Origin of the sequence: Geobacter benzoatilyticus, from assembly GCF_017338855.1 — a bacterium.
GTDB classification, from domain to species: Bacteria; Desulfobacterota; Desulfuromonadia; order Geobacterales; family Geobacteraceae; genus Geobacter; species Geobacter benzoatilyticus.
On sequence record NZ_CP071382.1, the window covers coordinates 1,669,033 to 1,694,357 of the forward strand.

Annotated in this window: 24 protein-coding genes; 13 read left to right on the forward strand and 11 right to left on the reverse strand. The window is 54.9% G+C overall.

Annotated features, from left to right (window positions below; genetic code table 11):
• Positions 1 to 74 precede the first annotated feature (74 nt).
• From JZM60_RS07835 to JZM60_RS07895, 13 genes are all read left to right on the forward strand, one after another.
• Positions 75 to 1,172: a flagellar basal body P-ring protein FlgI gene (locus JZM60_RS07835; RefSeq protein ID WP_207165142.1), complete on the forward strand. Its 1,098-nt coding sequence runs from the start codon at positions 75 to 77 to the stop codon at positions 1,170 to 1,172.
• Between the two features lie 91 nt (positions 1,173 to 1,263).
• A complete protein-coding gene (locus tag JZM60_RS07840; RefSeq protein WP_207165144.1) occupies positions 1,264 to 1,629 on the forward strand; it encodes a rod-binding protein in 366 nt (121 codons plus the stop codon).
• On the forward strand, positions 1,626 to 1,919 hold the full coding sequence (gene flgM, locus JZM60_RS07845; protein WP_207165146.1) for a flagellar biosynthesis anti-sigma factor FlgM: 294 nt from the start codon (positions 1,626 to 1,628) through the stop codon (positions 1,917 to 1,919). The genes JZM60_RS07840 and flgM overlap by 4 nt, the downstream gene beginning before the upstream one ends.
• 17 nt (positions 1,920 to 1,936) lie before the next feature.
• The gene (locus JZM60_RS07850) at positions 1,937 to 2,434 is read left to right on the forward strand and encodes a flagellar protein FlgN (protein ID WP_207165148.1); all 498 of its coding nucleotides are present in this window, start codon (positions 1,937 to 1,939) and stop codon (positions 2,432 to 2,434) included.
• A 3-nt stretch (positions 2,435 to 2,437) separates the two neighbouring features.
• Positions 2,438 to 3,871, forward strand: coding sequence for a flagellar hook-associated protein FlgK (gene flgK / locus JZM60_RS07855; protein ID WP_207165150.1), 1,434 nt, complete (start codon positions 2,438 to 2,440; stop codon positions 3,869 to 3,871).
• A gap of 23 nt (positions 3,872 to 3,894) precedes the next feature.
• Positions 3,895 to 4,791 carry a flagellar hook-associated protein FlgL gene (flgL, locus tag JZM60_RS07860; protein ID WP_207165152.1) on the forward strand — a complete coding sequence of 299 codons (897 nt, stop codon included), beginning with the start codon at positions 3,895 to 3,897 and terminating at the stop codon, positions 4,789 to 4,791.
• Between the two features lie 28 nt (positions 4,792 to 4,819).
• Positions 4,820 to 5,056, forward strand: coding sequence for a carbon storage regulator CsrA (gene csrA / locus JZM60_RS07865; protein ID WP_207165154.1), 237 nt, complete (start codon positions 4,820 to 4,822; stop codon positions 5,054 to 5,056).
• A 5-nt stretch (positions 5,057 to 5,061) separates the two neighbouring features.
• Positions 5,062 to 5,523, forward strand: coding sequence for a flagellar assembly protein FliW (locus JZM60_RS07870; protein ID WP_207165156.1), 462 nt, complete (start codon positions 5,062 to 5,064; stop codon positions 5,521 to 5,523).
• Between the two features lie 253 nt (positions 5,524 to 5,776).
• Positions 5,777 to 6,598: a flagellin N-terminal helical domain-containing protein gene (locus JZM60_RS07875; protein ID WP_207165158.1), complete on the forward strand. Its 822-nt coding sequence runs from the start codon at positions 5,777 to 5,779 to the stop codon at positions 6,596 to 6,598.
• Positions 6,599 to 6,886: 288 nt separating this feature from the next.
• Positions 6,887 to 7,708, forward strand: a complete 822-nt coding sequence (locus tag JZM60_RS07880; RefSeq protein WP_207165160.1) for a flagellin N-terminal helical domain-containing protein — start codon at positions 6,887 to 6,889, stop codon at positions 7,706 to 7,708.
• Positions 7,709 to 7,921: 213 nt separating this feature from the next.
• Positions 7,922 to 9,343: a flagellar filament capping protein FliD gene (fliD, locus tag JZM60_RS07885; RefSeq protein ID WP_207165161.1), complete on the forward strand. Its 1,422-nt coding sequence runs from the start codon at positions 7,922 to 7,924 to the stop codon at positions 9,341 to 9,343.
• A gap of 45 nt (positions 9,344 to 9,388) precedes the next feature.
• Positions 9,389 to 9,817 carry a flagellar export chaperone FliS gene (gene fliS / locus JZM60_RS07890; RefSeq protein ID WP_207165163.1) on the forward strand — a complete coding sequence of 143 codons (429 nt, stop codon included), beginning with the start codon at positions 9,389 to 9,391 and terminating at the stop codon, positions 9,815 to 9,817.
• A gap of 3 nt (positions 9,818 to 9,820) precedes the next feature.
• The gene (locus JZM60_RS07895) at positions 9,821 to 10,240 is read left to right on the forward strand and encodes a hypothetical protein (RefSeq protein WP_207165165.1); all 420 of its coding nucleotides are present in this window, start codon (positions 9,821 to 9,823) and stop codon (positions 10,238 to 10,240) included.
• 80 nt (positions 10,241 to 10,320) lie between these two features.
• Here the strand turns inward: JZM60_RS07895 and JZM60_RS07900 are convergent, their stop codons facing one another.
• From JZM60_RS07900 to pseB, 11 genes are read right to left on the reverse strand one after another with little or no spacing between them, the layout of a single operon-like run.
• The gene (locus JZM60_RS07900) at positions 10,321 to 12,837 is read right to left on the reverse strand and encodes a 6-hydroxymethylpterin diphosphokinase MptE-like protein (protein ID WP_207165167.1); all 2,517 of its coding nucleotides are present in this window, start codon (positions 12,835 to 12,837) and stop codon (positions 10,321 to 10,323) included.
• Between the two features lie 11 nt (positions 12,838 to 12,848).
• Entirely contained in the window at positions 12,849 to 14,837 is a 1,989-nt protein-coding gene (locus tag JZM60_RS07905) for a glycoside hydrolase family 57 (protein WP_207165169.1), read from the reverse strand.
• Positions 14,837 to 16,051: an ATP-grasp domain-containing protein gene (locus JZM60_RS07910; RefSeq protein ID WP_207165171.1), complete on the reverse strand. Its 1,215-nt coding sequence runs from the start codon at positions 16,049 to 16,051 to the stop codon at positions 14,837 to 14,839. Before JZM60_RS07910 ends, JZM60_RS07905 begins: the two co-directional genes overlap by 1 nt.
• A 46-nt stretch (positions 16,052 to 16,097) precedes the next feature.
• A complete protein-coding gene (locus tag JZM60_RS07915) occupies positions 16,098 to 16,940 on the reverse strand; it encodes an SDR family NAD(P)-dependent oxidoreductase (protein WP_207165172.1) in 843 nt (280 codons plus the stop codon).
• On the reverse strand, positions 16,927 to 18,348 hold the full coding sequence (gene uxaC / locus JZM60_RS07920; RefSeq protein ID WP_207165174.1) for a glucuronate isomerase: 1,422 nt from the start codon (positions 18,346 to 18,348) through the stop codon (positions 16,927 to 16,929). Before uxaC ends, JZM60_RS07915 begins: the two co-directional genes overlap by 14 nt.
• A gap of 50 nt (positions 18,349 to 18,398) precedes the next feature.
• Complete coding sequence (locus JZM60_RS07925; protein ID WP_241426407.1) at positions 18,399 to 19,328, reverse strand: class I SAM-dependent methyltransferase; 930 nt, start codon at positions 19,326 to 19,328, stop codon at positions 18,399 to 18,401.
• On the reverse strand, positions 19,294 to 20,211 hold the full coding sequence (locus JZM60_RS07930) for a class I SAM-dependent methyltransferase (RefSeq protein ID WP_207165176.1): 918 nt from the start codon (positions 20,209 to 20,211) through the stop codon (positions 19,294 to 19,296). The genes JZM60_RS07925 and JZM60_RS07930 overlap by 35 nt, the downstream gene beginning before the upstream one ends.
• Complete coding sequence (locus JZM60_RS07935; protein WP_207165178.1) at positions 20,204 to 21,985, reverse strand: cytidylyltransferase domain-containing protein; 1,782 nt, start codon at positions 21,983 to 21,985, stop codon at positions 20,204 to 20,206. The genes JZM60_RS07930 and JZM60_RS07935 overlap by 8 nt, the downstream gene beginning before the upstream one ends.
• Positions 21,978 to 22,838 carry an N-acetylneuraminate synthase family protein gene (locus JZM60_RS07940; protein ID WP_207165180.1) on the reverse strand — a complete coding sequence of 287 codons (861 nt, stop codon included), beginning with the start codon at positions 22,836 to 22,838 and terminating at the stop codon, positions 21,978 to 21,980. The genes JZM60_RS07935 and JZM60_RS07940 overlap by 8 nt, the downstream gene beginning before the upstream one ends.
• Positions 22,835 to 24,001, reverse strand: coding sequence for a UDP-4-amino-4,6-dideoxy-N-acetyl-beta-L-altrosamine transaminase (gene pseC, locus JZM60_RS07945; RefSeq protein ID WP_207165182.1), 1,167 nt, complete (start codon positions 23,999 to 24,001; stop codon positions 22,835 to 22,837). Before pseC ends, JZM60_RS07940 begins: the two co-directional genes overlap by 4 nt.
• Positions 23,998 to 25,026, reverse strand: coding sequence for a UDP-N-acetylglucosamine 4,6-dehydratase (inverting) (pseB, locus tag JZM60_RS07950; RefSeq protein WP_207165185.1), 1,029 nt, complete (start codon positions 25,024 to 25,026; stop codon positions 23,998 to 24,000). The genes pseC and pseB overlap by 4 nt, the downstream gene beginning before the upstream one ends.
• Positions 25,027 to 25,325: the final 299 nt, after the last annotated feature.

Genomic DNA, 25,325 nt, shown 5'->3' on the forward strand with positions numbered 1-25,325 from the left:
CGCGGAATTCCTTGGCCGCCTTGACCTTGCGAAAAAATCACACTTCCGGAACCGGCAGTGATTTGGGAAAAAACATGATTAAAAAAATTATCTGCATAGTGGCACTTCTTCTGGCCCTCCCCCAACTGGCCCTGGCGGTCCGGATCAAGGACATCGCCAGCTTCGACGGGGTGCGGGAGAACCAGCTCATCGGCTATGGCCTCGTGGTGGGACTCAACGGCACCGGCGACAGCGACCAGACCGAATTCCCGGTCCAGTCCCTGGTGAACGTGCTTGAGCGGATGGGGGTAACGGTCAACCGTGCCGACATTACCGTGAAGAACGTTGCCGCTGTCATGGTGACCGCCAATCTTCCCCCCTTTGCCAAGCAGGGGACCCGCATAGACGCCCTTGTTTCGTCCATGGGGGATGCCAAGAGCATCGCCGGCGGCACCCTCCTCATGACACCGCTCAAGGGGGCCGACAATCGTGTCTATGCCGTGGCCCAGGGGGGGGTGCTTACGAACTCCTTCTCCTATGGCGGTCAGGCGGCGTCGGCGCAGAAGAATCATCCCACGGCGGGGCGCATCCCCAATGGCGGCCTGGTGGAACTTGAACTCCCCAACGTGCTGGCAGACCGGGGGCAGCTTCGCCTGAACCTGCACCAGCCCGATTTCACCACTGCCACCCGCATTGCCAAAGTCGTGAACGAGCGATTCAATGGGGGCGTTGCAGCAGCTTCCGATCCCGGCGCGGTCATGATGACCCTTCCCGAATCCTACAAGGGGCGGGTTGTGGAATTCGTCTCCGACATGGAGCGGCTTGAGGTCCGTCCCGATGCCATGGCCAAGGTGGTCCTCAACGAACGGACCGGAACCATCGTCATTGGCGACAATGTCAGAATTTCGACAGTGGCGGTGTCCCACGGTAACCTTACCCTCTTCATCAAGGAAACCCCCAAGGTGTCCCAGCCTGCTCCCTTCAGCAGGACCGGAGAGACGGCCGTGGTCCCCCGTACGGAGATCAAGGTGAATGAAAGCGGCGGCGGGCTTGCCGTGGTTAAGGAGGGCGCCAGCATCGGTGAGGTGGTCCGGGCGCTCAATGCCCTTGGCGTAACCCCGAGGGATCTGATCGGCATCCTTCAGGCCATCAAGGCCGCCGGCGCCATGCAGGCTGAGGTGGAAGTGATTTAGTGCTTGGCATGCAACATGCTGTGAAAAATGCGAGGCATTACGTCTCGCATTTTTTGCTCAAGTTTTCGCGGTGTTTGCCGAAAGGAAGAGTATGCAGATCTCTATGGCTCCAGAGACCCTGATCCAGGAAACCGACACATCCCGTGCCCGGCAGCTGGCCGCCCGGGAGAACAGCGCCAAGGCTGCCCGCAAGGTTGCGGGCGAGTTTGAGGCCATGTTCGTCGGCATGATGATCAAGTCGATGCGCGATACCGTGGGGAAAAACGAACTCACCGGCGGAGGCAAGGGAGAAGAGATATTCCAGTCGATGCTCGATCAGGAATATGCCACCGCCATCGCCACGAGCCAGGGGGGGATCGGGCTTGCCTCAATGATTGAAAAACAGCTTATGGAGGATGCGGTTCGCCGCACTGAAAAGGCCTCTATTACGGTTTTGAAAGGTAAAGAAAAAGAATGACCATAACCAACGATATTGTATCGCTTTCCAGTACTGCTGCCTTACGCTCCCCTGATGTGGAGAAGAAAGCCGCGGCTGTGCCGTCCACCGCTGCCGCATCGGTCTCAGCCTCCGACCGGGTCGAGCTTTCCCTTGGCAAGATGCAGGTGGAGCGGCTGAAGCAGGTCGCCCCGGCAGAAGAAACCGTGCGTGCCGACCGGGTAGCGGCCATAAAACAGCAGGTGGCGGACGGCACCTACCAGGTTGACAGCCGGCTTGTCGCTGGCAAGATGCTGGCCCTTTTCCGGTAGCAGGACGGAGGACGCGAATGGCACATGTAATGACGAACCTGATGGAAGCGTTGCACGCCCGCGAAGCGACAATGGAGGAAATGCTCCGGCTGCTTGCGGAAGAGCGCGAGGCGATTATCAGCTGCGATACCGAACGGCTCCATGGAGCAACTACCTTAAAGCTCGAGGTGGCTGCCTCCATGAAGGAAATCGATGGCAATTGCCGTCAGTTCATGGCCCTCGAAGCTGCGCGCCTTGGCTTGGCCGATACCGCAACTCTCTCCCCCATAATCGCCCGCAGCACCCTTCGGGATAAGGCCGAGCTGGAGGAATTGCAGGAAATACTCACAACCCTTGCCGCTGAGATCCGCCGTATGACGGAAGAAAACCGGCGGTTCCTGGGGAGCTCCCTCACCACCATCAATCGCTCCCTTGCCTTTTTCAAGAGCCGGTTCACCGTTTCAGAAACCTATGGAGGTTCGGGACAAATGGTGGAGCGTGGCGCCAACTCAAGTTTACTCCGCAAGGAGATCTGACCCATGAGCATCCAGAGCATTCTCGATATCGGCAAGAGCGGCATCACCGCCCAACGGCTCGCCCTTGAGGTAACCAGCGAGAACATCACCAACGTCAATACTCCCGGCTATTCGCGGCAGACTACTATCTTCCAGACCTCGTTCGTCACCGAGGAGCGGGGCTTCCCCCTCGGGACCGGGGTGAACGTGGCGGAGATTCAGCGGGCCTACGATGACTTTCTCCAGACCCAGCTAAAGACCGAAGCCTCCACTACTGGCTGGAGCAGCACGGTTCTTGCCTCCATGAAGCGGGCCGAGCAGCTCTTCAACGAGTTCACCGCCGACGGTCTCGGCAAGTCGATGCAGGAATTTTTTGCCGCTTGGCAAGACCTGACCGCCAACCCTCAGGGGCAGCCTGAGCGGCAGGCGGTTCTGGCCCGTGCCCAGCAGGTTGTGGACCAGTTTCACCGGATCAACGGTTACCTTACCGACATCAAGCGCGAAGCAAACCAGTCCCTGGAGGGGATTACCTCCGATGTTAATGAGAGCCTCACCCGGATTGCTTCCCTCAACGATCAGATTAAGCTGATTGAGATCCGGGGCGCACGGGCCAACGAACTGCGCGACCAGCGGGACCTGCTGGTGCGGCAGCTCTCGGAAAAGGTGGGAATCACCTATCTGGAACAAACCGACGGGACCCTCAATGTCAGCCTCAGTCTCGGTCCGCCGCTGGTGCTCGGCAACAAGGCCGCGGAGCTGTCCCTCGAGCCCGATGCCGCTAACAACGGATACTACAAGATCTTCGCCACCTCTCCCGGTGATAATACGGCTGTCGACATCAGCAGCATCGTCGGCGGTCCAAACAACAGCCAGGGGCGCATGGGGGGGACTCTCCAGGTACGCGATTCGCTGGTCAACGGTTTCCTCTCCGACCTGGATGAACTGGCCTCTTCTCTGGCTACGGAAGTCAACAGTCTCCACTCGGCAGGATTTGGCCTTAATAGCTCCACGGGGCTCGATTTCTTTACTGCCCCGACAGTCACGAGCGGGTACAGCGGCATCGGGGGTATACAGCTCGCCATCTCGAAAACCGCCGACATCGCTGCTGCCAGCGTTGATCCGGTCACTGGTGGTACCGGCAACAACCTGAACTCCCGGGCCATCGCCAGCGTCTATGACAAGGTGCTGGCCACCTCCGGCGGTAACATGACCATGGAAGCCTTCTACAATGCCCTGGTGGGGAAGGTTGGCGTTGCCGTGCAGGATGCCCAGCGCTCTTCGGACCTGAGCGAGGGAATCATTAAGCAGCTCGACACCCTGCGGGAATCACAGTCCGGGGTCTCCCTGGACGAGGAACTTGCCAACCTGATTAAATATCAGAAGGCCTACGAAGGGGCTGCGAAGCTGGTTAACGTCGGCACCGAGATGCTGGACACGATCCTCGGCCTCATCCGCTAGAGGCATATGAACGGAGAAGCGACATGCGCGTAACCCAGAACACGACGGCAAATCTTGTGGCGAACAACCTGCAGGTGATTCGCAGAAGAACGGAAGAGCTTGAGCAGCAGGCCTCCACGGGGCTCAAAGTGAGCAAGCCCAGTGATGACCCGGTGACTGCCCAGCAGATACTCAACCTCAAGGCACGGATTGCCGCCGGAGACCAGTACGGCAGGAACATCTCCAACGGAATCGCCTGGCTCACCATGGGTGAGTCGGCCATGTCCGAGATGGGGAACGTCCTTACCCGGGCCAAGGAGCTCACTCTCCAAATGGTCACCGGCACCAACAATCCTGACGCAGTCACCGCCGGCATCAACGAGCTGACGCAGCTGAAGCAGCAGTTCCTTCAGATGGGCAATACCCAGCTCAATGGCAAGTTCATCTTCGGCGGATTCAAGAACGACACCCCGGCGTTCGACACCACGGGAAACTTTCTCGGCACCAATGATGCCATGATGGTGGAGGTGGATAGGGGCGCTCCGATCCAGATCAACTACTCCGGCGCCGATCTCCTGAGGGGGGGGACTCCTCCGGGGAGTTCCGGCACCGACATCGTTGCCGCCTTCGACAACCTTATCACCGCCCTTGGCTCCAATGACATGACCACGGCGCAGAATCAGATTACCGAGCTTGATAACGGCCTTTCCCAGATTCTCGCATTCCGCACTGATATCGGGGCCCGAAGGAATCGCCTCGATGCGGCCAACAGCGTCATCGAGGATATGAAGTTCAGCACCACAAAAATCATGTCCGACAAGCAGGATATCGATATCATGCAGGTCATCAGTGACCTGTCCAAACAGGAGACGGCGTACCAGGCCGCCATTGCGGCCTCGGCTAAAGTATCCCAGGTTTCGCTTCTCGACTATCTCACGTAAGAGAGAAAGCGCCAGGAGGGCACATATCATGCTGGTATTAACGAGAAAAATGGGCGAAACGATTACCATCGGCGATCAGATCCGGATCAAGGTGGTGGAGATGAAGGGAAACCAGGTGCGGCTCGGCATCGAGGCCCCCGGCGATATGCGCATCTACCGGGAGGAAATCTACCTCAAGGTCCAGAAGGAAAACCAGATGGCTGCCAATTGGAGCCTTGACGATCTTGAGAATGCCGTCGGTTTTGCCGGTGCCGGGAAGGAGTAATCGCCGTGAAAATAGAAACATCTCGTTTTGGTCAGATTGATATTGAAGATGACAAGATAATTACCTTGCCTGACGGCATGCTGGGTTTTACCGGAACCCGCTTCATCCTTCTTACTCCGGAGAAACCGACTCCCTTCCGTTGGCTCCAATCCGTGGACGATCCAGCCCTTGCTTTTGTGGTGGTGGACGCGCAACAAGTGCTCCCCGATTACGCTGTTTCCCTCACGTCGGAGGAATATACGCGACTGGCTCTCGACGAGAAAACGGAGGTTGTTATCCTCCTTGTGGTGACGCTTGCCGGCGAATCAGGAAGTATCACTGTGAACCTGCAAGGACCGGTCGTTCTAAATCCCAACCGGATGCTTGCGAAGCAGATTGTCCTTGAAGGAAACCGGTTCCCCACCAAGTTTCCTCTCTTTGGTACGGATACAGTCGATAAGAATTCAGGGGCCTGTTGCTCGCGATAATTTCACTGTTACCAACGTGCTGTAATCAGAGCCTTCCGTGATGACCGGAAGGCTTTTTTGAAAAAAAACGATGTGACGCAAATTTTTTCTAAAGTTTAATTCGCTACCACCGATACCTAAACTAAAGGCAGCAAGCGCAAGGGAAATCCCGCCGGTTACCAATGGGGCACAGGCGGAGAACAGCGAGATTGACCGAGCGCACACGCTAATGGGGTATGGAAACCCCAACACAATCTCACGGAGGAATTACACCATGGCACTCACAGTCAACACCAACGTACCGTCCCTGAACGCCCAGCGCAACCTCAACCTTACCCAGGTAGCCCTCAACAAGTCACTGCAGCGCCTATCTTCCGGTCTGCGGATCAACAGTGCCGCCGACGATGCCGCCGGTCTCGCCATCTCCGAGGGGATGCGGGCAGACATCCGCTCCATGAACCAGGCCGTTCGCAACGCCAATGACGGGGTTTCCATGGTTCAGGTTGCTGAAGGCGCCATGAACGAGGTAAGCAACATCCTGGGCCGTATGCGCGAACTCTCTACCCAGGCATCCACCGGTACCCTCGCAACAGCTCAGCGCTCCTACATCAACAACGAATTCGGCCGTCTCGCTTCCGAGATCACCCGTATCGCCAATGCGACCAAGTTCAACGGTATTGATCTACTTGCCTCCACAAAAACAATCAATATCCAGGTTGGTATCAAGAATAACGCGGCTGTTGACCGGATCGGCGTGGCACTTACAAGAATGACTGCTTCGGTACTGGGTATAGCTTCCGGTTTTACTTCAGCAGGAACTGCCCAAGCCATGCTTACCAAGCTTGATACAGCCATTCAAACGGTATCCAAGCAGCGCGCAAGCCTTGGCGCTGCCCAGAACCGGTTCCAGTCGGTCATCGCCAACCTCCAGGTTTCCGTGGAGAATACCTCGGCCGCCGAATCCCGCATCCGCGACGTAGACGTGGCTGAAGAGTCCGCAGCTCTTACCCGCGGCCAGATTCTGGTCCAGGCGGGTACGGCCATCCTGTCCCAGGCGAACCAACTGCCGCAGAACGCATTGTCACTGCTGCGGTAATAGTATAAAAGAATTAATTGATATTGGGGGAGGCTTCGGCCTCCTCTTTTTTATGGATTTGTCAGATATATTTGTCAGTATATTTGTCAGATATTTTGCAAAAAATTTTTATTTGAAATTTCCCTAAAGTTTTTTTCGTAGATACCGATACCTAAACTAAAGGCAGTAAGCGCAAGGGAGATCAAGCCGGCTACCAATGGTGCCCAGGCGGGAAACGGCAAGGCCGACCGAGCGCACACTCTAATGGGGTACGGAAACCCCAAAACATTCTCACGGAGGAATTATACCATGGCACTCACAGTCAACACTAACGTACCGTCCCTGAATGCACAGCGCAACCTCAACCTAACCCAGGTAGCACTCAACAAATCCCTGCAGCGCCTCTCTTCTGGCCTTCGGATCAACAGCGCCGCCGACGATGCCGCTGGCCTCGCCATCTCCGAGGGGATGCGGGCAGACATCCGCTCCATGAACCAGGCTGTCCGCAATGCCAATGACGGCGTCTCCATGGTTCAGGTAGCTGAAGGTGCCCTGAACGAAGTGAGCAACATCCTGGGCCGTATGCGCGAACTCTCAACCCAGGCATCCACCGGTACCCTCGCAACAGCTCAGCGCTCCTACATCAATAACGAATTTGGTCGCCTTGCTTCTGAAATCACCCGTATTGCCAATGCGACCAAGTTCAACGGCATTGGTTTGCTTTCAGCCGCAAAAACGATCAATATTCAGGTTGGCATCAAGAACGCTGCCGCTGTCGACCGTATTGGCGTCTCCTTTGCGAAAATGGATGCTACTGCTCTCAGCGTAACCGCTGGGTTTACCACTGCCACCGCTGCTCAGTCTATGCTCGTTAAACTTGACTCCGCCATTCAAACGGTGTCTAAACAACGCGCTAACCTCGGTGCCGCACAGAACCGGTTTCAGTCGGTTATCGCCAACCTCCAGGTTTCAGTGGAGAACACATCGGCTGCCGAATCCCGTATCCGCGACGTAGACGTGGCCGAAGAGTCCGCAGCTCTTACCCGCGGTCAGATCCTGGTTCAGGCCGGCACTGCCATCCTGTCTCAGGCGAACCAGCTGCCGCAGAACGCATTGTCTCTGCTGCGCTAATAGTACAAAAGCATTAATTGTTAGTGGGGGAGGCTTCGGCCTCCCCTTTTTTTATGATGGCGCTAAATACCATTCAAGTTTTTGACGTTCCGGCCGATATTTATAAACAGAAGAGTTGCGATCCCGGTTGGTTCTCTCGGGAAGGGGCGCTAATGCTCCGTAGGCAGAGTCTGGTATCGTATTTGCAGAGTTTGCAGCAGGGAGGAGCACATAATGGGAACAATAAGTTTCAGCGGGTTGGCAAGCGGCATCGATACCCAGTCGCTCATCACTCAGCTCATGTATCTGGAGCGTGCTCCTGAGCGGCTTCTTCAGACTAAACAGACAAAGCTCCAGAGTCAGATTGATCTGTATAAACAGATCAAAACGGCGTTGACAGAGTTCCAATCATCAGCTCAGAGTATAAAGACCAGCTCAACCTTTAAAGGGGTCAAGGCGGAGATTGGCGACAGTTCCGTTCTGACTGCATCGGCATCCAGTACGGCCATGGAGGGGGTGCATACCGTTGAGGTAACTACCCTTGCCCGTTCCCAGCGGCAGGTTTCAGTCGGTTATGCCAGTGCTTCGTCCCTCACCTTCAATACCGGGTCATTCACTATCGACGACGGGACGGGAACGGTTACAACCATAAATATCGCCGAAGGGCAGAACTCCCTTAACGGAATTGTTGCGGCGATCAACGATTCAGATGCAAACGTCACGGCTTCAATCATCAATGACGGTTCCGGCACGCCATATCGTTTGGTCGTGACAGGTAAAGACACCAAGAACTACACCATTGATTTCAGTGGCTTATCTACAGCTCCGGCCGGTGGTACCGGATCCCTTGCGCCGACACTGCTGGGGCCGGGCGATCCGACCTATCAGGCAGGAACTGCGGCGAGCTTCAAGGTTGACGGCGTCTCCATTACCCGAACCTCCAATACCGTAACTGATGTTCTTGAGGGAGTAACATTGTCCCTTCTCAAAGAGGGATCTGCCACGTCGGTTGCGATCACCAATGATGCCGATAACGTCACGGAGAAGATCAACAGCTTCGTTAAGGAATTCAACGATGCCCTGACGCTTATCAATAAACAGACAGTTTATGATTCCACCGGCAAGACAAGCAGTGCCCTGTCCGGCGACGCCACTCTGCGTACCGTCCAGACACAACTGCAGCGCTTGATTACTACCCCGGTTTCCGGAGTGAGCAGTTTTTCAACCCTGGCGTCCATCGGTATTACCACTGACTCGAAAACTGGAACTCTGTCCGTCGATGCAACCAAGCTTTCGGATGCCCTGAAGAATGATTTTGAGGGAGTGGTTGATCTTTTCACGCACAACGGCGACACTGCGGGGTTGGCGGATGATCAATATGGGCTCGCTCAGCAGTTCAATCTTGTTCTGGACCGGTTTACCCACAGCTACACCGAGGGGTCGAACCTGAACGGCCTCATTGAAACCAGGATTTCAGGGCTCACCAATAGTATAAAGGATATTGACAAGCAGATAGAATCCATGGAACTCCGCATGGAGCAGCGGGAAAAGGTCCTTACTGCAAAATTCACTGCCATGGAAACCCTGATCAGCACCCTGAGCGCACAGGGGAGCAGTATGATCAACGCTATAACATCTGCCGCTGTCAGCAGTTAGTGACAGTTTTAAAGTAGAAGCGCGTCAACCAGGAGGTTTACAAGAATGGTAACAGCGTTCAATCAATATCAGGATACTCAGGTGACTACGGCAAGCCCGGAGAAGATTCTACTGATGCTTTATGATGGAGCCATAAACTTTACGCGTATTGCCCGTGAGAAGATGGAGCAGGGAGATGTGGCGGAAAAGGCAAGATTCATAGGTAAGGGCCTCGCCATTGTCACGGAACTGATGAATACGCTGAACCACGACGTGGGCGGTGAGATGTCGAAACGGCTGGAGCAGCTCTATATCTATATCATTGATGAGTATACCGCTGCGAATATCAACAATTCCGTGAAGTCTCTGGACAATGTCCTCAAAATTCTGTCGGCCCTGCGGGAGACCTGGGCCGAGGCCATTGAAATCTGGCGTAAGGAACGTATTGCCGGGGGCGCTCCTGAGTTGCGATTGCCGGCTCAGGCGGCGGTTTAGCCTATGGATTTTTCGGAAGTATCAACACTTACTGCCGAAGCTGATGAGCTTTTGGGAAAACTGCTTGAGGAGGCGTTGGGCCTCCTTAGGAATTTTGACACTTCCTCTCCCGAAACTCTTGAAGAAACGATTCGCCGACGCGAGGAGATTCTGGAGCGGTTTCTCAAGCTCGAAGGCAGGATAGCCATTTTGGAGGAGCGGGCGAAAGGGGATGAACTCAATAGGCTTAAAGCGCTCAGGGAGTCGAGGGCTGTTCTCGCCGGAAGAATTCAGGAAACCGATTCACTCGTCATTGCCCTTGCCAGGGAACAGCTTTCTGTCATCAAGGGTGATCTTGCAGCTTTGACACAGGGGCGAAGGGCTCTTTACGCCTACGAAGGACGACCTTCAGGGCGGTCTCATACTGTGAACGATTCAGCCTGATACGGCAAAGCTTGCTTTTGAGCGTAAACGAAAATGCACGGGAAGTTATATCCCGTGCATTTTTTGTTGAAATAGTGGGTTCAGTCCGGGAGAGATTCCAGCTCCTGAAGTAGAGAGAGTGCCGCGCTGTTATCGGGGGCCTTGGTGAGTACTCGCCGGAAGAGATCTATGGCAGGTTCGTTCATTCCCGCCTCTTTGCAGAAGAGGCCAAGGGTGAGAAGTGCAGTAACGTCATCGGGCGCAAATCCCAGATAGCGGTTGTAAACGTCGAAAGCGTCCTCGAATCTTCCCGCAGCCTTGAGCAGATCGCCATAGGGCGGGAGATAGGAGGGGGATATGTTTGAGAGACACTCCAAGGCCAAGAGAGAGTTGTCCAGGTCGTGGTGCTTCATTGTAAGGGATGCGAACTGCAGCAGTGTGTCTTCCGTCAGCGCATGGGGAGGGTCGGTGAACAGGTTTTCATAATGAGAAACTGCTTCCTGGGGGGCATCCCGCAGTTCCGCAAGGAGACCGTTGACAAAATGGAGATAGGGGAGTGTCTTTTCCTGGTCGGGGTGCTTTTGGAGCCCAAGGACCATGGCCTCGAGTTCTGACTGTGCGCCCCGCCTGAAAAGGAGCAGCGCCTTGCTTCGGGTAAGGCTGACATCGTGCCCCATTTCAAGCAATTTGATTTGCGTTGTTTCCTCCTCGGTCATGATGCGGTTGAATTCCGTTTCGAGTTCCCGCACCTTTTCCTTTTCGGCGGACGTCAGTGACGCCGCAGCTCGAGGGTTGCGATGGCTCCAGGTATGAACCCGCCCGAATTGTTGATCCTTTTCCCATTGAGTGGTCAGAACGTTGAAATTGGGAGAATCCTTTTCTTCCTCCAGTCTTGAGGCTATTCTTTCGGCCGTAGCATCCAAAAGTTTGATCAGGTTTTCAGTCCCCTCGACGTATGTTTCATAGTACTGGCGGGTAGCGGTTTCGAGTTGCTCATCGGTCATTTCCTCTGCATTGGATGCCCCCTTGAGACCGGCAAGGAAGCGTTTGAGGCCGAACTGCTTAACCAGCTTCGTGTAGTCGCCGAGACTCCGGTCAAGGCGGCGCTCGATCTTATCCATATGAATCTTGTGCCGAAAATCCTGTTTCCTGCCGTCACGTCCGAAGAGCCCATCGCAGTGCCGAAGAGCGTCATTAGCCAAGTTGAGTATCTCCTGCATTTTGGCCCTGACACGCCTCAATTCCCTGCTGGTGGCCCGGTAGTGGGTGATTCGATCTCTGGGAGATGCTTCGGGAATGGATGAGGACAGTATGTCGCTAGTGCTCAAGTCGGTGGAGGGGAGTTCCAGTTCGTCAAGGGGCTTGTATTCCACGTGTGGAATCTTTGCTGCATTGAGCGAACAGTTGTAGATCCGGCAGCCGAGATCGGTTGCCCATTCCGCCTGCACAATCATTTCTTCAAGGGCTTCCAGATATCCTTCGTTGCTGTCCGCGTGAGCTCCGCCATAGGTTTCGACACGGGGAACCATCCGCCCCAGGTCCGGTCCCACCTTGTTCTCGTTACTGCCGGAGGCGTGTGTCTGCCCTTCCGCGGAGTAGCAGAAGTTGACGCCTGCGAGAACGATTGTTGTGCATCCCATGTGTACCGCCAGGGAGAATGCATAGTTGCTGACGGTGGGGCCGCTGAAGGAAAGGGTGTTGACGTTCAAGTGGGTTTCCCAGGGGAATAGGGGACCGCTGTATACTGATTTCCCCTGCCATTGGCTGAGGAGAAGAGGGGATATATGGAAGCTGTTGACGAGAATGGGCGGCGTGGGGAGATTGGCAAAATTGAGCATCTCTCTGCTTACTTCAAAGCTGATCTTCTGGGGGTCTACCGATACGACTATGTGGGGAATTATCCCTTCATCCAGAAGTATCCGGCTGATACGCGAAACGGCAATTACGACGAGCCGATCGCGGTTTTCCCTGAGCCAGGGGAACGCTGCATTGAGCGATGGCCCACCGGCCAGAACGATTGCAGTCCGGCCGGAGAAGATGTTGTGCAGGGTATTGGAAACGGCGAGCCGGTTTTCCGGGAGGTTTTCCAACTGTTTCAGTATGAACGGGGAACTGTTGCTGGCTACCTGTAACCGGTGGATATTTTTCAATAGCTGTTGGTTGACAGCCCAGGAAACATCCCGGTAGTCGGGGAGATTTGCATCGGCCGAGGCGAGAGATTCGTGGAGGAAAATTGAATCCAGAAATACGAAGTCGGTAATCTCATCGTCGCCGGCCTGTTCCCGCCACAATTCGGGGGTGGTAACGGAAACTCCTGAGGGAAGGTTCTCCAGCAGTTCCGATTCTTGCAGGGCGTTGAGGACATCAGGTAACTCGATGAAAAGAAAGCGCGATCCTATAGGTATTCCAGATTTGATGATGTATCTGACCAGCATGCCGGAATCTGTGCCTATAATGATATTGAAATGGTACTCGGCCGAGAGCTTGTCACCAAAATAAGTATGGTAGAGGGTATCGGAGCCGACTTTGTTAAAGGCGTCGCGGTTGACTGTGTAGAGATAGCGGTCGCCGAACTGGTTGGTTAGAAATGGACCAAGAGTTGTGCTGATTTTTGGCATTCTTTTGCCCTTTACGGAGCCTCAATACGAAAAGAGGAGTCTGGTGTTGTCGATGCGGAAAAAGTGATACGTGAAAAGAGCGGTTCTTTTCTACGTTTTGGTTTGCTGGTTTCATCCATTTCTGAAGCGCTGAGCCCGTATCTAAAGAAGTATGAGGATCCGACCGGTTTGAACGTCACGAGGCCCAGGAGGCTTGAGAGAGATCGGTGTACCTTTATTTTTAGAATGGAGTGTGAGTCTCCTATCTCCATCAGCCCTTCAGTAATGCCCAGACCCTGTTTTGCCGAGACGAGGAATGATGTTGCTTCTCCATGGGAAAATTTCTTTCCGGTTACGGTGAAAGTTTCCGGTTCGTTCCCGCCGTTATGGGTGCGGAAGAAGAGGTTTTCCGCATCGAAGGCTTCGGGATTGATCGTTATGTTGCCTAGCCTCAGAGAGCCCACAGGGACCAAGGGCCAGTCGAATTCGTAGTCGATGGAAACCGTTTCTCTTGCAGGAGCGATTCCTATCTGCTTAGTCAGGGGGCCAAGGGGAGTCTTGAAGGTGGCTGTCACCGTTAGCGTGTCCTGGTCGGGATGCCAGCGAACCAACGGTTCGGCTGGCACCAGGTCCGTTATCTTTGGTCTCCCGTGTGTCTCGAATACCACGTGACCTGTGTAGAAGTCGGCTCCGGCGGTGATGTCGTCGAAATAGCCGTGATAGAGGGTGCCGCAGAGGCTGCGTTCGTGGACTCGGGGGAAAACGAGGGAGTCAAAGGCCAATCCGCGGCGCAGGTTCAGTTTAAGTCGCACCCCTAGTGTTTCGATTGTAAGGTATTGTCCTTCGCGAAGAGCGGAGACTTCAGGGGGGAGGACCTCCACGCCCCCTTCGAAAAGTCTCGTTATATGCGTTGTACCACAATGGCGGCCAAAGGAGTTGAGACGGCTGCGGTAGCGTTTCCAGCGTCGCGGTGTAATATGGGTGCGGAAATCGCTGCTCCAGAGGTAGCAAAGTTCACGCCATTCCTGCTCAGAAGCATTCCCCTTTGCCAGCAGCGCGTCGTGAATCCGTTGACAGGCGGTGTTAATGCCGATGTCATCACGTCCTGTGACGGCCCATCTGGTGATATTGTACTTTTCCTGCTTTTTTACCGGGATAGGTGCCTCTGGGGATTCGAGGCTCAGACGGTTTCCGGCTCCCGGTTCATGAAGCAGGGACAGGAGACCTGAGGGAGGAATGAAAGTGAAGCGTCCATCCTCCATCAACCGCTTGAAAAGCTCCCTGATCCGTCCCCACTCGTCATGCTCCATGACTGCTTCGGTGGTGAAGCGACCGGGGCGGAAGTCGAATATTTCAATATCATTACCGTAGAGGGGAATAGCGCGGGTGGTGCCGTTATCGTGGCGACCGATAAGGGCAAGGTAGTCGTCCAGTTCCAGTTCGCCATGGACATACCGCTGGAACTTCTGAAAGAAGATGGAGTTGTTCCAGATGACCTGCAGCTCTTCGCCATGCTGGCCCATGGCAATCTGGGGAAGATAGCGCCACGCCGGATCCCACTGGGGGTGATGGTAGGCGGGGTTGTCCCACTCCATGACCAGGGCCTCGAAGCCCGCCTCCCGGTAGTGTCCGATGAGCCCGGAGGAGTAAGCCTGCTCGTTGACCAGAACGATACGTGGGCGCAGTCCCAGAAGCCGCTCATAGGTCTGGTTACCGATGCGCAGGTTCTGCCGGTTCACTTCCGCCGGCACCAGGGGGCCGATCAGTTGGGAGTAGCCGCTTCCCACCAGTTCGCATTGCCCCTGGCAGAGTCCCCGGAGTTCCTCTACCCAGGCAGGGTCGATGGCCGCGACGGTTTCCAGGGTGTAGCCGGTTATCTCGATACCGAATGGTAGCTTCAGATCACGGGCCAGCCGAAGCAGCGGCCAGTAGCAGCGGCGGACCACTTCCGGGCGCAATTCCTCTTCAATGGAAGAGAAGGCCAGGTTCAGGTGGAAGATGGTGTATAGAGATAGTGACATTAAGGGACCGTCTCGAAGCGGATTACCTGACGAGCTGCATCAATGCGTGACCACGCGTCTTGTTCATTCTCGCCAACAGCGATCACCCAGCAGCACCGTTTACCGTTGTCTATCATTGGCTCAACCCTATCACCTACGGCTTTCGTAATCAGTATCTGCTCGATTCCGGGTAGTGCGCGCGCTTCTTCTACTCCCCTGATGGATCTGATTATACCGGGTTCGGGGAAAATACCTGCACAGATGGATGTCCAATCATGTTTAGAGGAGAGGAGGCTCTCGTCCAGTTTATCTCCCATGGCCAGCTTCATGACGGCTTTGATTGGGTCTTTCCCGGAACTCAGAGGTGTCGTGTATTGGGAGTGGAATCCACCGCTCAGCCGTGCCGGCATCTCGAGTATCATCGGCCCCTGATCGGTCAGGATCATGTCGGCTTTAGCGGGGCCAAAATCGATGCCCAACGAGTCGGCAGCCGCATCTACGACCTCACAGATGCGCTTTTGTGTGTCCTTGTCGAGGGTAGAGGGGTCCACATGGGCTGTTTCTATGGCGTAGGGAGCGAAACCGAAGTGCCTGTCGGCCAGACTAACGTGATAATGCTTTCCCTTCCAGATGATGGTTTCGACGCTCTGTTCTTTCCCCACTACGAACTGCTCAACGATTGCCGTACCGGTCCGCGAGGTGGCACAGGCGGCTTTGAAGGCGATTGGAAGCTGGTCAGGCCTGTCAATGCGCATGCTTCCCCGTGATGCAGCGCCATCCACAGCTTTTACGATGGCAGGAAAGCCTGTATGAACAAGAATCTTTTGGGCTTCCTCCAGCGTCGATGCTTCGGCGCTCCATGGGGTAGGAATTTTGTCCCGCAGCCAGCGTTCTTTCATAAGGGCCTTGTTGTTCGACCGTCTGGCCACCTCAAATGGAACCCCGGGCAAGCCGAGTTCCTCGCAGACCGCTGCAACCGTAATTGCCACATCTGCTCCGGCAAAGGCCCCTTTCAGTCCAACCCTTTTCCCGTGCTCCCTGGCCCATGCCACATGCCCCTCGATATCTTTGACATCCAGTACGAGGTGCTCGTCTGCCAGTTGGAACCCTGGGGCCTCGGGATTGCGGTCACTGGCGATGACGTAGTATCCGAGGGCACGAGCTCGCTCTAATGCGGGTATCTGCATTATGCCGGCACTGACTACGAGAATGGCGGGGCGTTTTTCAGAGTTCATGTGGAAATTCCTTGCCTGATGGATATTCTTGGGCTGTTGGAATCGTTTATTCCAGGTTCGATTCAGGGTCGTCATAGAAGTGCAGAAGATCGGTCAACGTTTCTGGGTTCTGGTATGCTGCCCATGTCCCGTCGGGCCACGAGTGCCCTTCTACAACGTACCCGTCATCGCAGAAAATCACGTTGCCAGTCAGGTGCCGTTGGGGGATACACAGGGCGATGGCCGATTCCACGACCCCTTCTACCGTGGCGAACCGTTTGGTGGGAGTATGCGCCAGTATTGACGCCGCTCGGCGTGACAGTTGCCCGGCATCATCTCGCAACAAGTGCCGATTGAGCGGTGTTTCAACGGTCCCAGGGGCCAACCCGTTGACACGGACCCCAAAACGGGCAAGTTGCGCTGCGGCACTCTTGACCAGACCTTCCAGGCCATGTTTGGATGCTACATAAGCGTGAGAACCCTCTAGGGAAACCCTGGAGGCGTCGGAGCACAAGTGGACGAGATGCCCGTGGCGCTGCTTGACAAACAGACGTGCGAATCCGGCTGTCAGAAGAAATGCGCCGGTAAGGTTTGTGTTTATGACTCGCGACCAGTCGTTTAGAACCGCTGAAATATCTTCTTGCCCGAGTTTCATCACGGCATGGTGTGTCCCGGTAAAGTTGAAGGCCACATCGATGCGGAGGTTGCGTTTTTCCAAAGCTGTGAAGAAGTTTTTGACCGAAGACGGGTCGGTAACGTCCACTAGCAGGTGAGGAAGGCCGAGCCCGGGATCTTTTCGCCCCGCGACGATGCAGGCCGCCCCTTCTGCCGTTGCTGCCTGGGCGAAGGCCCGCCCCATGACCCCGCTGGCTCCCAGAACGACGATGTTCATTCCACTAAGAATTCCCATGGGCTCCCTTCCATCCGAAGAAGGATTGTGCATTAACGTAGAAAAGGTCACGGCAAAGCTCATCGATGTCAACCTGGTCGGGGTTGAAAAGACCGGACTCCAGATCTTCAGCTAGTTTCAGAGTCAAGGCCTTGCGGAAATATTCGTGACGCGCTGTCGATAGGAAGCTGCGGGAGTCTGATGCCATGCCGACGAAAGTCCCGAGGACGCCGGTAGCACATTGAGCATTCAGGTGTTCCTCTATGCCGTAAAGCTGATCGAGGAACCACCAAGGGGGACCGTGCTGAACTTTCCCTCGAATTCCCTCTCCCCAAAAACTTCCGGCAATGGTCGCGAACATTAAAGTGTCACGAGGATTCGAATTGAACAGAATAGTTTTCGGCAACCGCTCGGAGGTGTCCAGTTGATCAAGGAAAGCAACTAGAGTTTCCCCCTGTGGGAAATCTCCGATAGAGTCGCAACCGGCATCCAGACCATATGATGAAAAAATTCGGGTGTTGTTGTTCCTGCGAGCCCCAAGGTGCAACATCATCGTCCAGCCGGATTCGTGATTCCATTCAGCGATCTGGCGCATGAACCAACTGCGCCATTTTTCGAGATCAGCAGCGCCGATATCGGAAGAATTTAACAGCAACCGGCTGAAGATGGTGGTGGCTTCGGCGTCCGAGCAAGGAGTTGCGTAGCACCGGTCTAGTCCATGGTCAGAGACCCGGCATCCGAGTTTGTGAAAGAATTCATATCGGACCCGAAGAGCCTCCATGAAGGTTGGCAACGATTCTACTGCGATGCCGGAACATGCTTCGAGCCGTGAGCGCCAATCGTGAAAATTCTGGCTGGAGTGGAGGCAAAGCGCAGAGTCAGGCCGAAAGGTCGGGAAAACTCGAAAAGAGACCCCCTGATCTTCTGCCAGTTGGCGGTGCGCTTCCAGTTGGTCGGCTGGATCGTCAGTGGTGCAGAGGACTTCGACGCCAGCTCTTGCCAGTAACTTCCGTGGCAGAAAGTCCTCGGTCGCGAGCATCGCGTTCGCTTCTTCCCAGATGCACTCTGCAGAAGACGGTGTCAGCGGAGCTGTTATGCCGAAAGTCCGCTTGAGCTCAATCTGGCACCACGCCTGCATTGGGCTTGAGGCCATCCGCGTGATGGTACGAGCCCACGCATCAAACCGTTCTTTTGGCGATGCTGAGCCGGTGCACAAATCCTCGCGTTCACCGGCTATCCGCATTGCTCGCCATTTATAGTGGTCTCCTTCGATCCACAGTTCCGAAAGATCCCTGAAGTGGGCATTGCTGGCGAGCCTTGCCGGCGGTAGATGACCGTGATAGTCGATGATGGGCAAGGAGGCATGTCGCTCGTACAGGGCAAGGGCGTTTTCTCGTACAGATGCAGTGAAATTACGCCTAATTGTCATTGAGGATTCCTTTTCTCAGCATTTGAGAATGAGTGCCAAAGTGTTAGGCATCAGCGTCGAACAAAACGGATCAACTGCGTCGACCCTAGATCGCCCATCTTGGCCAGCGTATCGAACAACTGCTTGTAGGGCTGCGGGATGATACTACCTGGGGCGTTTGCCCCAAAAGACCCAACTTGAACGGCGGTAAACCCGTAATGATCAAATTGACGGAGAATACCTTCCCTGCTCGGAAGCTGAAGATGCTGGACAGGGAGAAAGTGGTGCCATTGCGGTCCAAGGATTTGGGCGTGCATATGAGCGCGGGGGGTCTGGATAAGAACCTGACCTCCTGATTTCACTCTACGGGAGAGCGTTGTCAGTAATTCGGGGAGATCGGCTATATGTTCGTAGACATCCCAAAGAGTGACGATGTCGGTTAGACTCTCTCCTGCCAGCCACTCGTTGATTGGTTCGAAGTTGTGCCCCCGAATCGCAAGATGAAGAGTGTCTTCTCGTGGGTAATCGACAGCCGTTGTCTTGCCCAGATTCGGTTGTGTTGCCCGGCAGACGTCAAGGAAAACGCCATCGTATGCACCGAAATCCACAAGGTCTTTGCCTTGCTCCAGCTCAAGGCCTATATCGTTGATGCTTAAACGGTATTCCCGCTCTCTGGTGTCCCGCCACTCATCGCTATATCGTTTTCCATCATTTGCGTCGGTGTTTGTAGCTGCCTTTTTATGGTGGATTGAATAGTCAGAATAAAAAGCATTCAGGCGCTCAATGTCCGGTTTGCTGCCTATGGACCACGACCCGCACGCTGCACAGAGAATCCAGGTTGTCTCGTAAGGCTGCTGCCCCGACGTTACTGTCTTTCCGGCCAATGTCTCCCCGCATATCCGACAGGCCGTAGTTTGGCTATCCCCACAGAATGATTTTATTGTCTCGGCGACCATTTCGTATCCTTTAATCAGTTCGCCGTGAATAAAGACATACTTCACGACCAATGTTGAGATTGGCAAGGCTTTGGTACAACGATCTCTTTACTGATGTTAGCCCAGCGGCTGCGAGGTTGGTTTCGAACTGCTTGCGCTTCGCGTGACATGCACGACCTTGTGCGTCATTGCCTATATAGTTGTCACCCATGAGCAGGAACAGATCAATGGGAAAGGTTGATTCCTTGCACATAACGTCAAATCCGCTTCTCGTCAACAAATGTTCTAGGGATTCGAAGTCGAAGAAATTGATGTGATGAGGGGGGGCAACCCACCACGGTTGGAAATTACAGGCCGTACGAAGTGCCAGTTGAAATGGGTTGTAGTCGTTCGGAACGACGACGCAGAGAATCCCCTCGGGGGTTAGATTCTTCCGGACAATGCCGAGGAAATGTTCAGGGTCGGGGATGTGCTCCAGTACCGCACTCATGTGTATGACATCAAATAGCCCGAGTTGAACCGCGGTGTCTGCCGAGAAAAACTCCTCGATGATATCGAGGCCCATTTCCCGGCTGTGAGCCGCTGCAAGGGCCGAGGGTTCAATCCCGACTGTCTCCCATTCGCGGTCTTTGCCATGTTTTAGGAAGAAGCCTGGGCCTGACCCTATATCGAGGATACGGCGGCGATTTGGGGGGAGCAGTTCTTCGAAGGTGTCATAACGATCACCATAAACGAGGTTCCACCAGTCCAGATCTTCCCGGTAACGTTCCAGGTAAAGGGGTTTCTCGGATGTATAGTATTCGTGCCGGTAGACCTCTTCCAGTTCGTCCGGAGAGGGAATCGGAACGATATGCTTGAAACCGCAGCTGCTGCAGTCGATGACATCAAATCCCTTGACGGAGTCGCAGACTTCACCTTCATGATCACACCAGGTTTTCTTTTCAGCCATTAGAAGAATGCATCCTTTCCAGTTGTTCAACGATCTTTGTGGCTATACGCATAGCACCGTACCCGTCGACAGTGGCGCAGGCGCGGCGGCCCATTTCGTGTCTGAGTTCCCGAGAGTCAAGAAGTGATAGTGTCGTTTCGATAATACTCTCATTGCTGCATTCTTCGAGTACGCCGCAACTGAAAGCAAGTCGGCCGTCGACAAACTTTGAGGCCGAACGGGCGTGATCCGGTGTCAGGCATAAATACACTGCCGGTACGCCGGATGCTGCCAATTCGTAAGCTGTTACACCAAAAGACGCGATGGCCAGATCAGCCTGCCGCATGAGTGATGCCATGTCGCTTACTTCCCGTTCTATACGGTAATTGCGTCTGGCTTGGGCGAGGAACTGCTGCAAGTCATCTTCATGGACAAAACCTGCCCCTATAACCACGATTGTTTTAAAATCATTCCGCAATTCGTCAAGGATGCGGAGAACCGTGACAGTGAAATTCTCGGGGTCGCTTCCTCCCATGGTGAGAAGGAGAACTGGAGGATTGTTGTCGCGGGGGGGACAGGATGTGCAGAATTGTTTACGGAGTAAAACCCACTCCCAACCGCTGTAGATCTCACCTTTAAAATTATTCCAATTCAGTTCTGAAATCTGAGGGATGGGAGGATAGAAAAGGAGATCGGCTGCAAGGCGTCGAGGTGTAGGATCATCTATGCCAACGACCAGAATGCCCTCCTCGCGCCAGGAATTGACTTTTTCCACGGGCAAATCGTTCCGTATATCGAGTACCAAGACGTCGGGGTGATGGCACGAAATCAGTTCATCCATCCATTCCCCTTCGTCTGCATCTCCCTGCCGTTCGAGGGGGAAATCCGCTTGGCGCACCATTTCCATGCCGGGTTCGCCGCTGGCCATGGCGAAGATTATACCGCAGCCCTGTTTCTCTCGAAGTTCTCCGGCAAGAGCCAGGCAACGAACCACATGCCCGAGGCCGGTACGGCTGTCGCCATCGCAACGAATGAGAACCTTGTGACTCCGGTCAGTTGCTTTTTTCTGATAGACATGTTGATTGATTTGAAGCAGGTGAGGATTGTTCCTGAGAAGCCGTACGACGTCTGCAATATCGGCATCCCCAGCAGGAACGCCGAGAAGCCGGTAAAGTTCATCGAAAAATTGCACATCCGCCGGAGTGTCGACAGACAGCCGAGCGCCTTTGAATCGGTGTTCGTTGCCGACAGGAATCCGGGCAATATGGAACTTGTCGGGGTGCGCAATGAAGTAGGCTGTTACATGCTCAATGGCCACTGGATCATCGGAGGCTTCTGTCATGAGCCGTTTGAGTGCTTCCCGGGTGAAGGTGCAGAAACCTTCGTGAATGGAATGAATCCCTGCTTCGATAGTGCAGTACTCAGCCCCTTCTTGCAAAAGGGTTCGCACCAGCCGGTCCATTACCTCGGGATCCACCAAGGGAGCGTCGCCAGTAACACGAATAATGACATCGGCATCAACCTCTTCTGCTGCCTTGTTGAAGCGCAAGAGGACATTGTCCTCTGAGCCTCTCACCAGGGTAACTCCCCGCGTTTGGGCGAAGTCAACCAGCGGATCATCGGAGGGCTTGTCCGAGGTGGCGATAACGATGTCATCGAGGGTACTGCTACGGCGAAGGCGGTCAATAATATGCTCAAGCAGCGGTTTACCCGCCACCGGCATGAGCACCTTCCCCGGCAGGCGCGAAGAACCCATGCGGGCTTGAATGACAGCTACATTTTTCTTTTTAGCCATTCCATTCGTTCCTTACATGCAGAAAAGGTCTCAAACCGTCGGAAGGGTCGGCACGCCATTCGCGGTCAGGGAGCTCAACAGGGGTGGGTATCTTCTCTCCTGTGCCGTCTGAAGACAGCGCAATGCTCACATCCGCAATGACGGCTTTGATTCCGTCAGGAAGCCAGCAGTGGCCGGTAGCGAACTCTTCTCCCTCACCTTCCAGGTCGAGATGGAACTCCACTGCACTGGCTTCCCAGTGGTGCACTGCCCGCTGGATTACAGCAGGGGAGACGCTATGGTCGGACCAGCCTACCGGGCAACCAAAGCGTGAGCGAATGGTTTCAATCGCTGCAATGTTGCACTCTTCTGGGGGGGCTGGATAACCGGAAACACAGTGAAGCAGGGTAAGATCCTTGCACCCGGCTGTGCGCAACGTTTCCACCGCGCCGCCAATCTCATCCAGTGTAGCCATACCTGTTGAAAGGATCACCGGCTTTCCGGTAGCGGCACATGCTCGTAAAAGGTCATTCCAGAGAAGCTCATATGATGCGATTTTATAAAAATCCACATAGGGCAAGAGCTCTTCTACCGCTTGGAGGTAAAAGGGGGTGCATGAAAATTGAATCTTCTGCTGTTGGCACCGCTCGGCTATTGGGGCGAGAAATTCTACGGGAAGTTCCCACTCTTTCCGTGCAGTGAGCACAGGGCTCTTGGCGAGGACTTCCGGTGCAAAGAGTTCCTCGATTCGAAAAAGCTGGAACTTTACTGCTCCACAGCCTACGGCTGCTGCGGTGTCGATGAAGCGAAAGCAGCGCTCCATGTCGCGGTGGTGATTGCTGGACACTTCTGCTATGAAAAGTGGGTTAGTCATAGAATCTCCCGAAGTGTGGTTATGACCCGATCCTGGTCGCCTTCGGCCAGACCGGCGTAGAGCGGCAGGGTAATCGCTTCCCGGTAGTACCGCTCCGATTCGGGGAAGTCGCCGTCAGCAAAACCGGTTGCGCGATAAAAGGGCTGGGTGTGTACCGGGATGTAGTGGATGTTGACGAGTAGTCCTCGTCCCCTGAGGTCTTCGAATACCTGCCGACGGCTCTTCCGGATTGTGCCCGGATTGAGGCGTACCACATACAGGTGGAACGCAGACCATGTATCCGGGTGCTGCCACGGGAGGGTGAGCGGCAACTCGGCAAGGGCCTCATCGTACCGTTCCGCCAACTGATGCCGCCGCTTAACGAATTCGTCCAGCCGCGTCATCTGGCTCACCCCCAAGGCCGCCTGGATGTCGGTCATCCGGTAGTTGAACCCCAGCTCGATCTGTTCATAGTACCAGGGGCCGTGTGATTCCCCCGCCATGAGAGCTGGATCGCGGGTGATGCCGTGGCTGCGAAGCCGCAGCAGCCTCTCGTGCAGTTCGGGGCTGTTGGTGAGTACCATGCCACCTTCGCCGGTGGTAATGATCTTGACGGGGTGAAAGCTGAACACCGTCATGGCGGAATGACGGCAGTTGCCGACCGGCTCATTCTTATACCGTCCGCCGATGGCGTGGGAGGCGTCTTCAATGACGGTGAACCCGTACCGCCCGGCGAGTCGGCCGATTGCTTCCATATCGCACGGCTGCCCGGCGAAGTGCACCGGAATCACGACCTTCGGCAGTTTCCCGTCCCGTTCTGCCTGCTCCAGTTTTTCCTCCAACCGTTCGACGCTCATGTTGTAGGTGCGGGAATCGATGTCCACGAAATCCACTGTGGCTCCGCAGTAAAGCCCGCAGTTGGCGGAGGCGACAAAGGTGTTAGGGGATGTCCAGAGGATGTCGCCGGGGCCGATCCCTGCGGCGAGGCAGGCAATATGGAGCGCTGAAGTGGCGCTGTTTACCGCCACGCCATGGGCGGTGCCGCAGTAGCCGGCCACGGTTTGCTCGAAACGCTCCACCGTGGGCCCCTGGGTGAGCCAGTCTGAGGAGAGAACGTCGACGACGGCCTGGATGTCGGCCTGGCTTATGCTCTGGCGGCCGTAGGGAATGGGGGGACCGTTCATGCCAAGTCGTCCTTGCGGCGGTTAACATCCGGGTTGAGGTGGGTGTTGATCAAATCTTTCAGTTGTTCAACGCTCAGCCAATCGGTGTTGGTGCCACTGTTGTAGGCAAAACCATCGGTACAGCGTTGACCGTTGAAATGCGTCGTGAACTGTTCAACATCCCACAATGTCATGGAGGGGAGGATGACGAAGTAGTCCTTGAACTCGATGGTGTTCAGGGCGTCGGTGACAGTGATCATCTCCTCGTGCAGCTTCTCCCCCGGCCGAATGCCGACGATTTCGATCCGGCAGCCTGAATCGACGGCCTTGGCCACGTCCAGAATCCGGTAGCTGGGGATCTTGGGGACGAAGATTTCCCCTCCCCACATGGTGTCCAGGGCCTTAAGCACCAGCTTGACTCCGTCTTCAAGGGTGATGTTGAATCGGGTCATCCGTTCGTCGGTGACGGGGAGTACCCCTTCGCGTTTTTTCTTCAGGAAAAAGGGTATGACGCTGCCGCGGCTCCCCATGACGTTGCCGTACCGGACCACGGAAAACTTTATATCCCTGGTCCCCTTGAAATTGTTGGCAGCAACGAAAAGTTTATCAGAGCAGAGCTTCGTTGCGCCATAGAGATTTATGGGGGCGGCGGCCTTGTCGGTCGAGAGGGCCACCACTTTTGTCACTCCCTGCTCAAGGGCTGTTTCGATGATGTTCTGGGCTCCGAGGATGTTGGTCTTGATGGCTTCGAAGGGGTTGTACTCACAGGCGGGGACCTGCTTGAGGGCGGCTGCGTGAACCACGATGTTGATTCCCTCGAAGGCCCGGTAAAGGCGATCCTTGTCCCGCACATCGCCGATGAAATAGCGGAGTTGCGGATACTTATGGGTGGGGAACTGTTGTGCCATTTCGAACTGCTTCAGTTCGTCGCGGGAGAAAACCACGATTCGCTTTACTTCGGGATAGGAGGTGAGGATCGTTTCGATGAATTTCTTGCCGAATGATCCGGTGCCACCGGTAACGAGAATTGATTTTCCTGTAAGCATGGCTGCTCCGTGTGCATTTTATGGTTGAGCGGTTGATTTCGCTGATGATGCGCGACATATCAGTATTTTGAATACATGTTAGTGTACTGCAAAGAGAATGCCGGTGCTAGTGTGTCAAAAAATGGATGGCACGGGGTTTCGGGCCGGAAAACCACCGGCTGGCAATGGATTCCTTTATTGAAGTGATTGTGTCGTCTTTTGAATGTGCGGGGGAGTGTCTGGATTTTGACTCGAACTTGAATCTGGAGATTTAGTATCACTTGACATGGAAAGTCAATTGTGGAACTAAAGAAATGTCG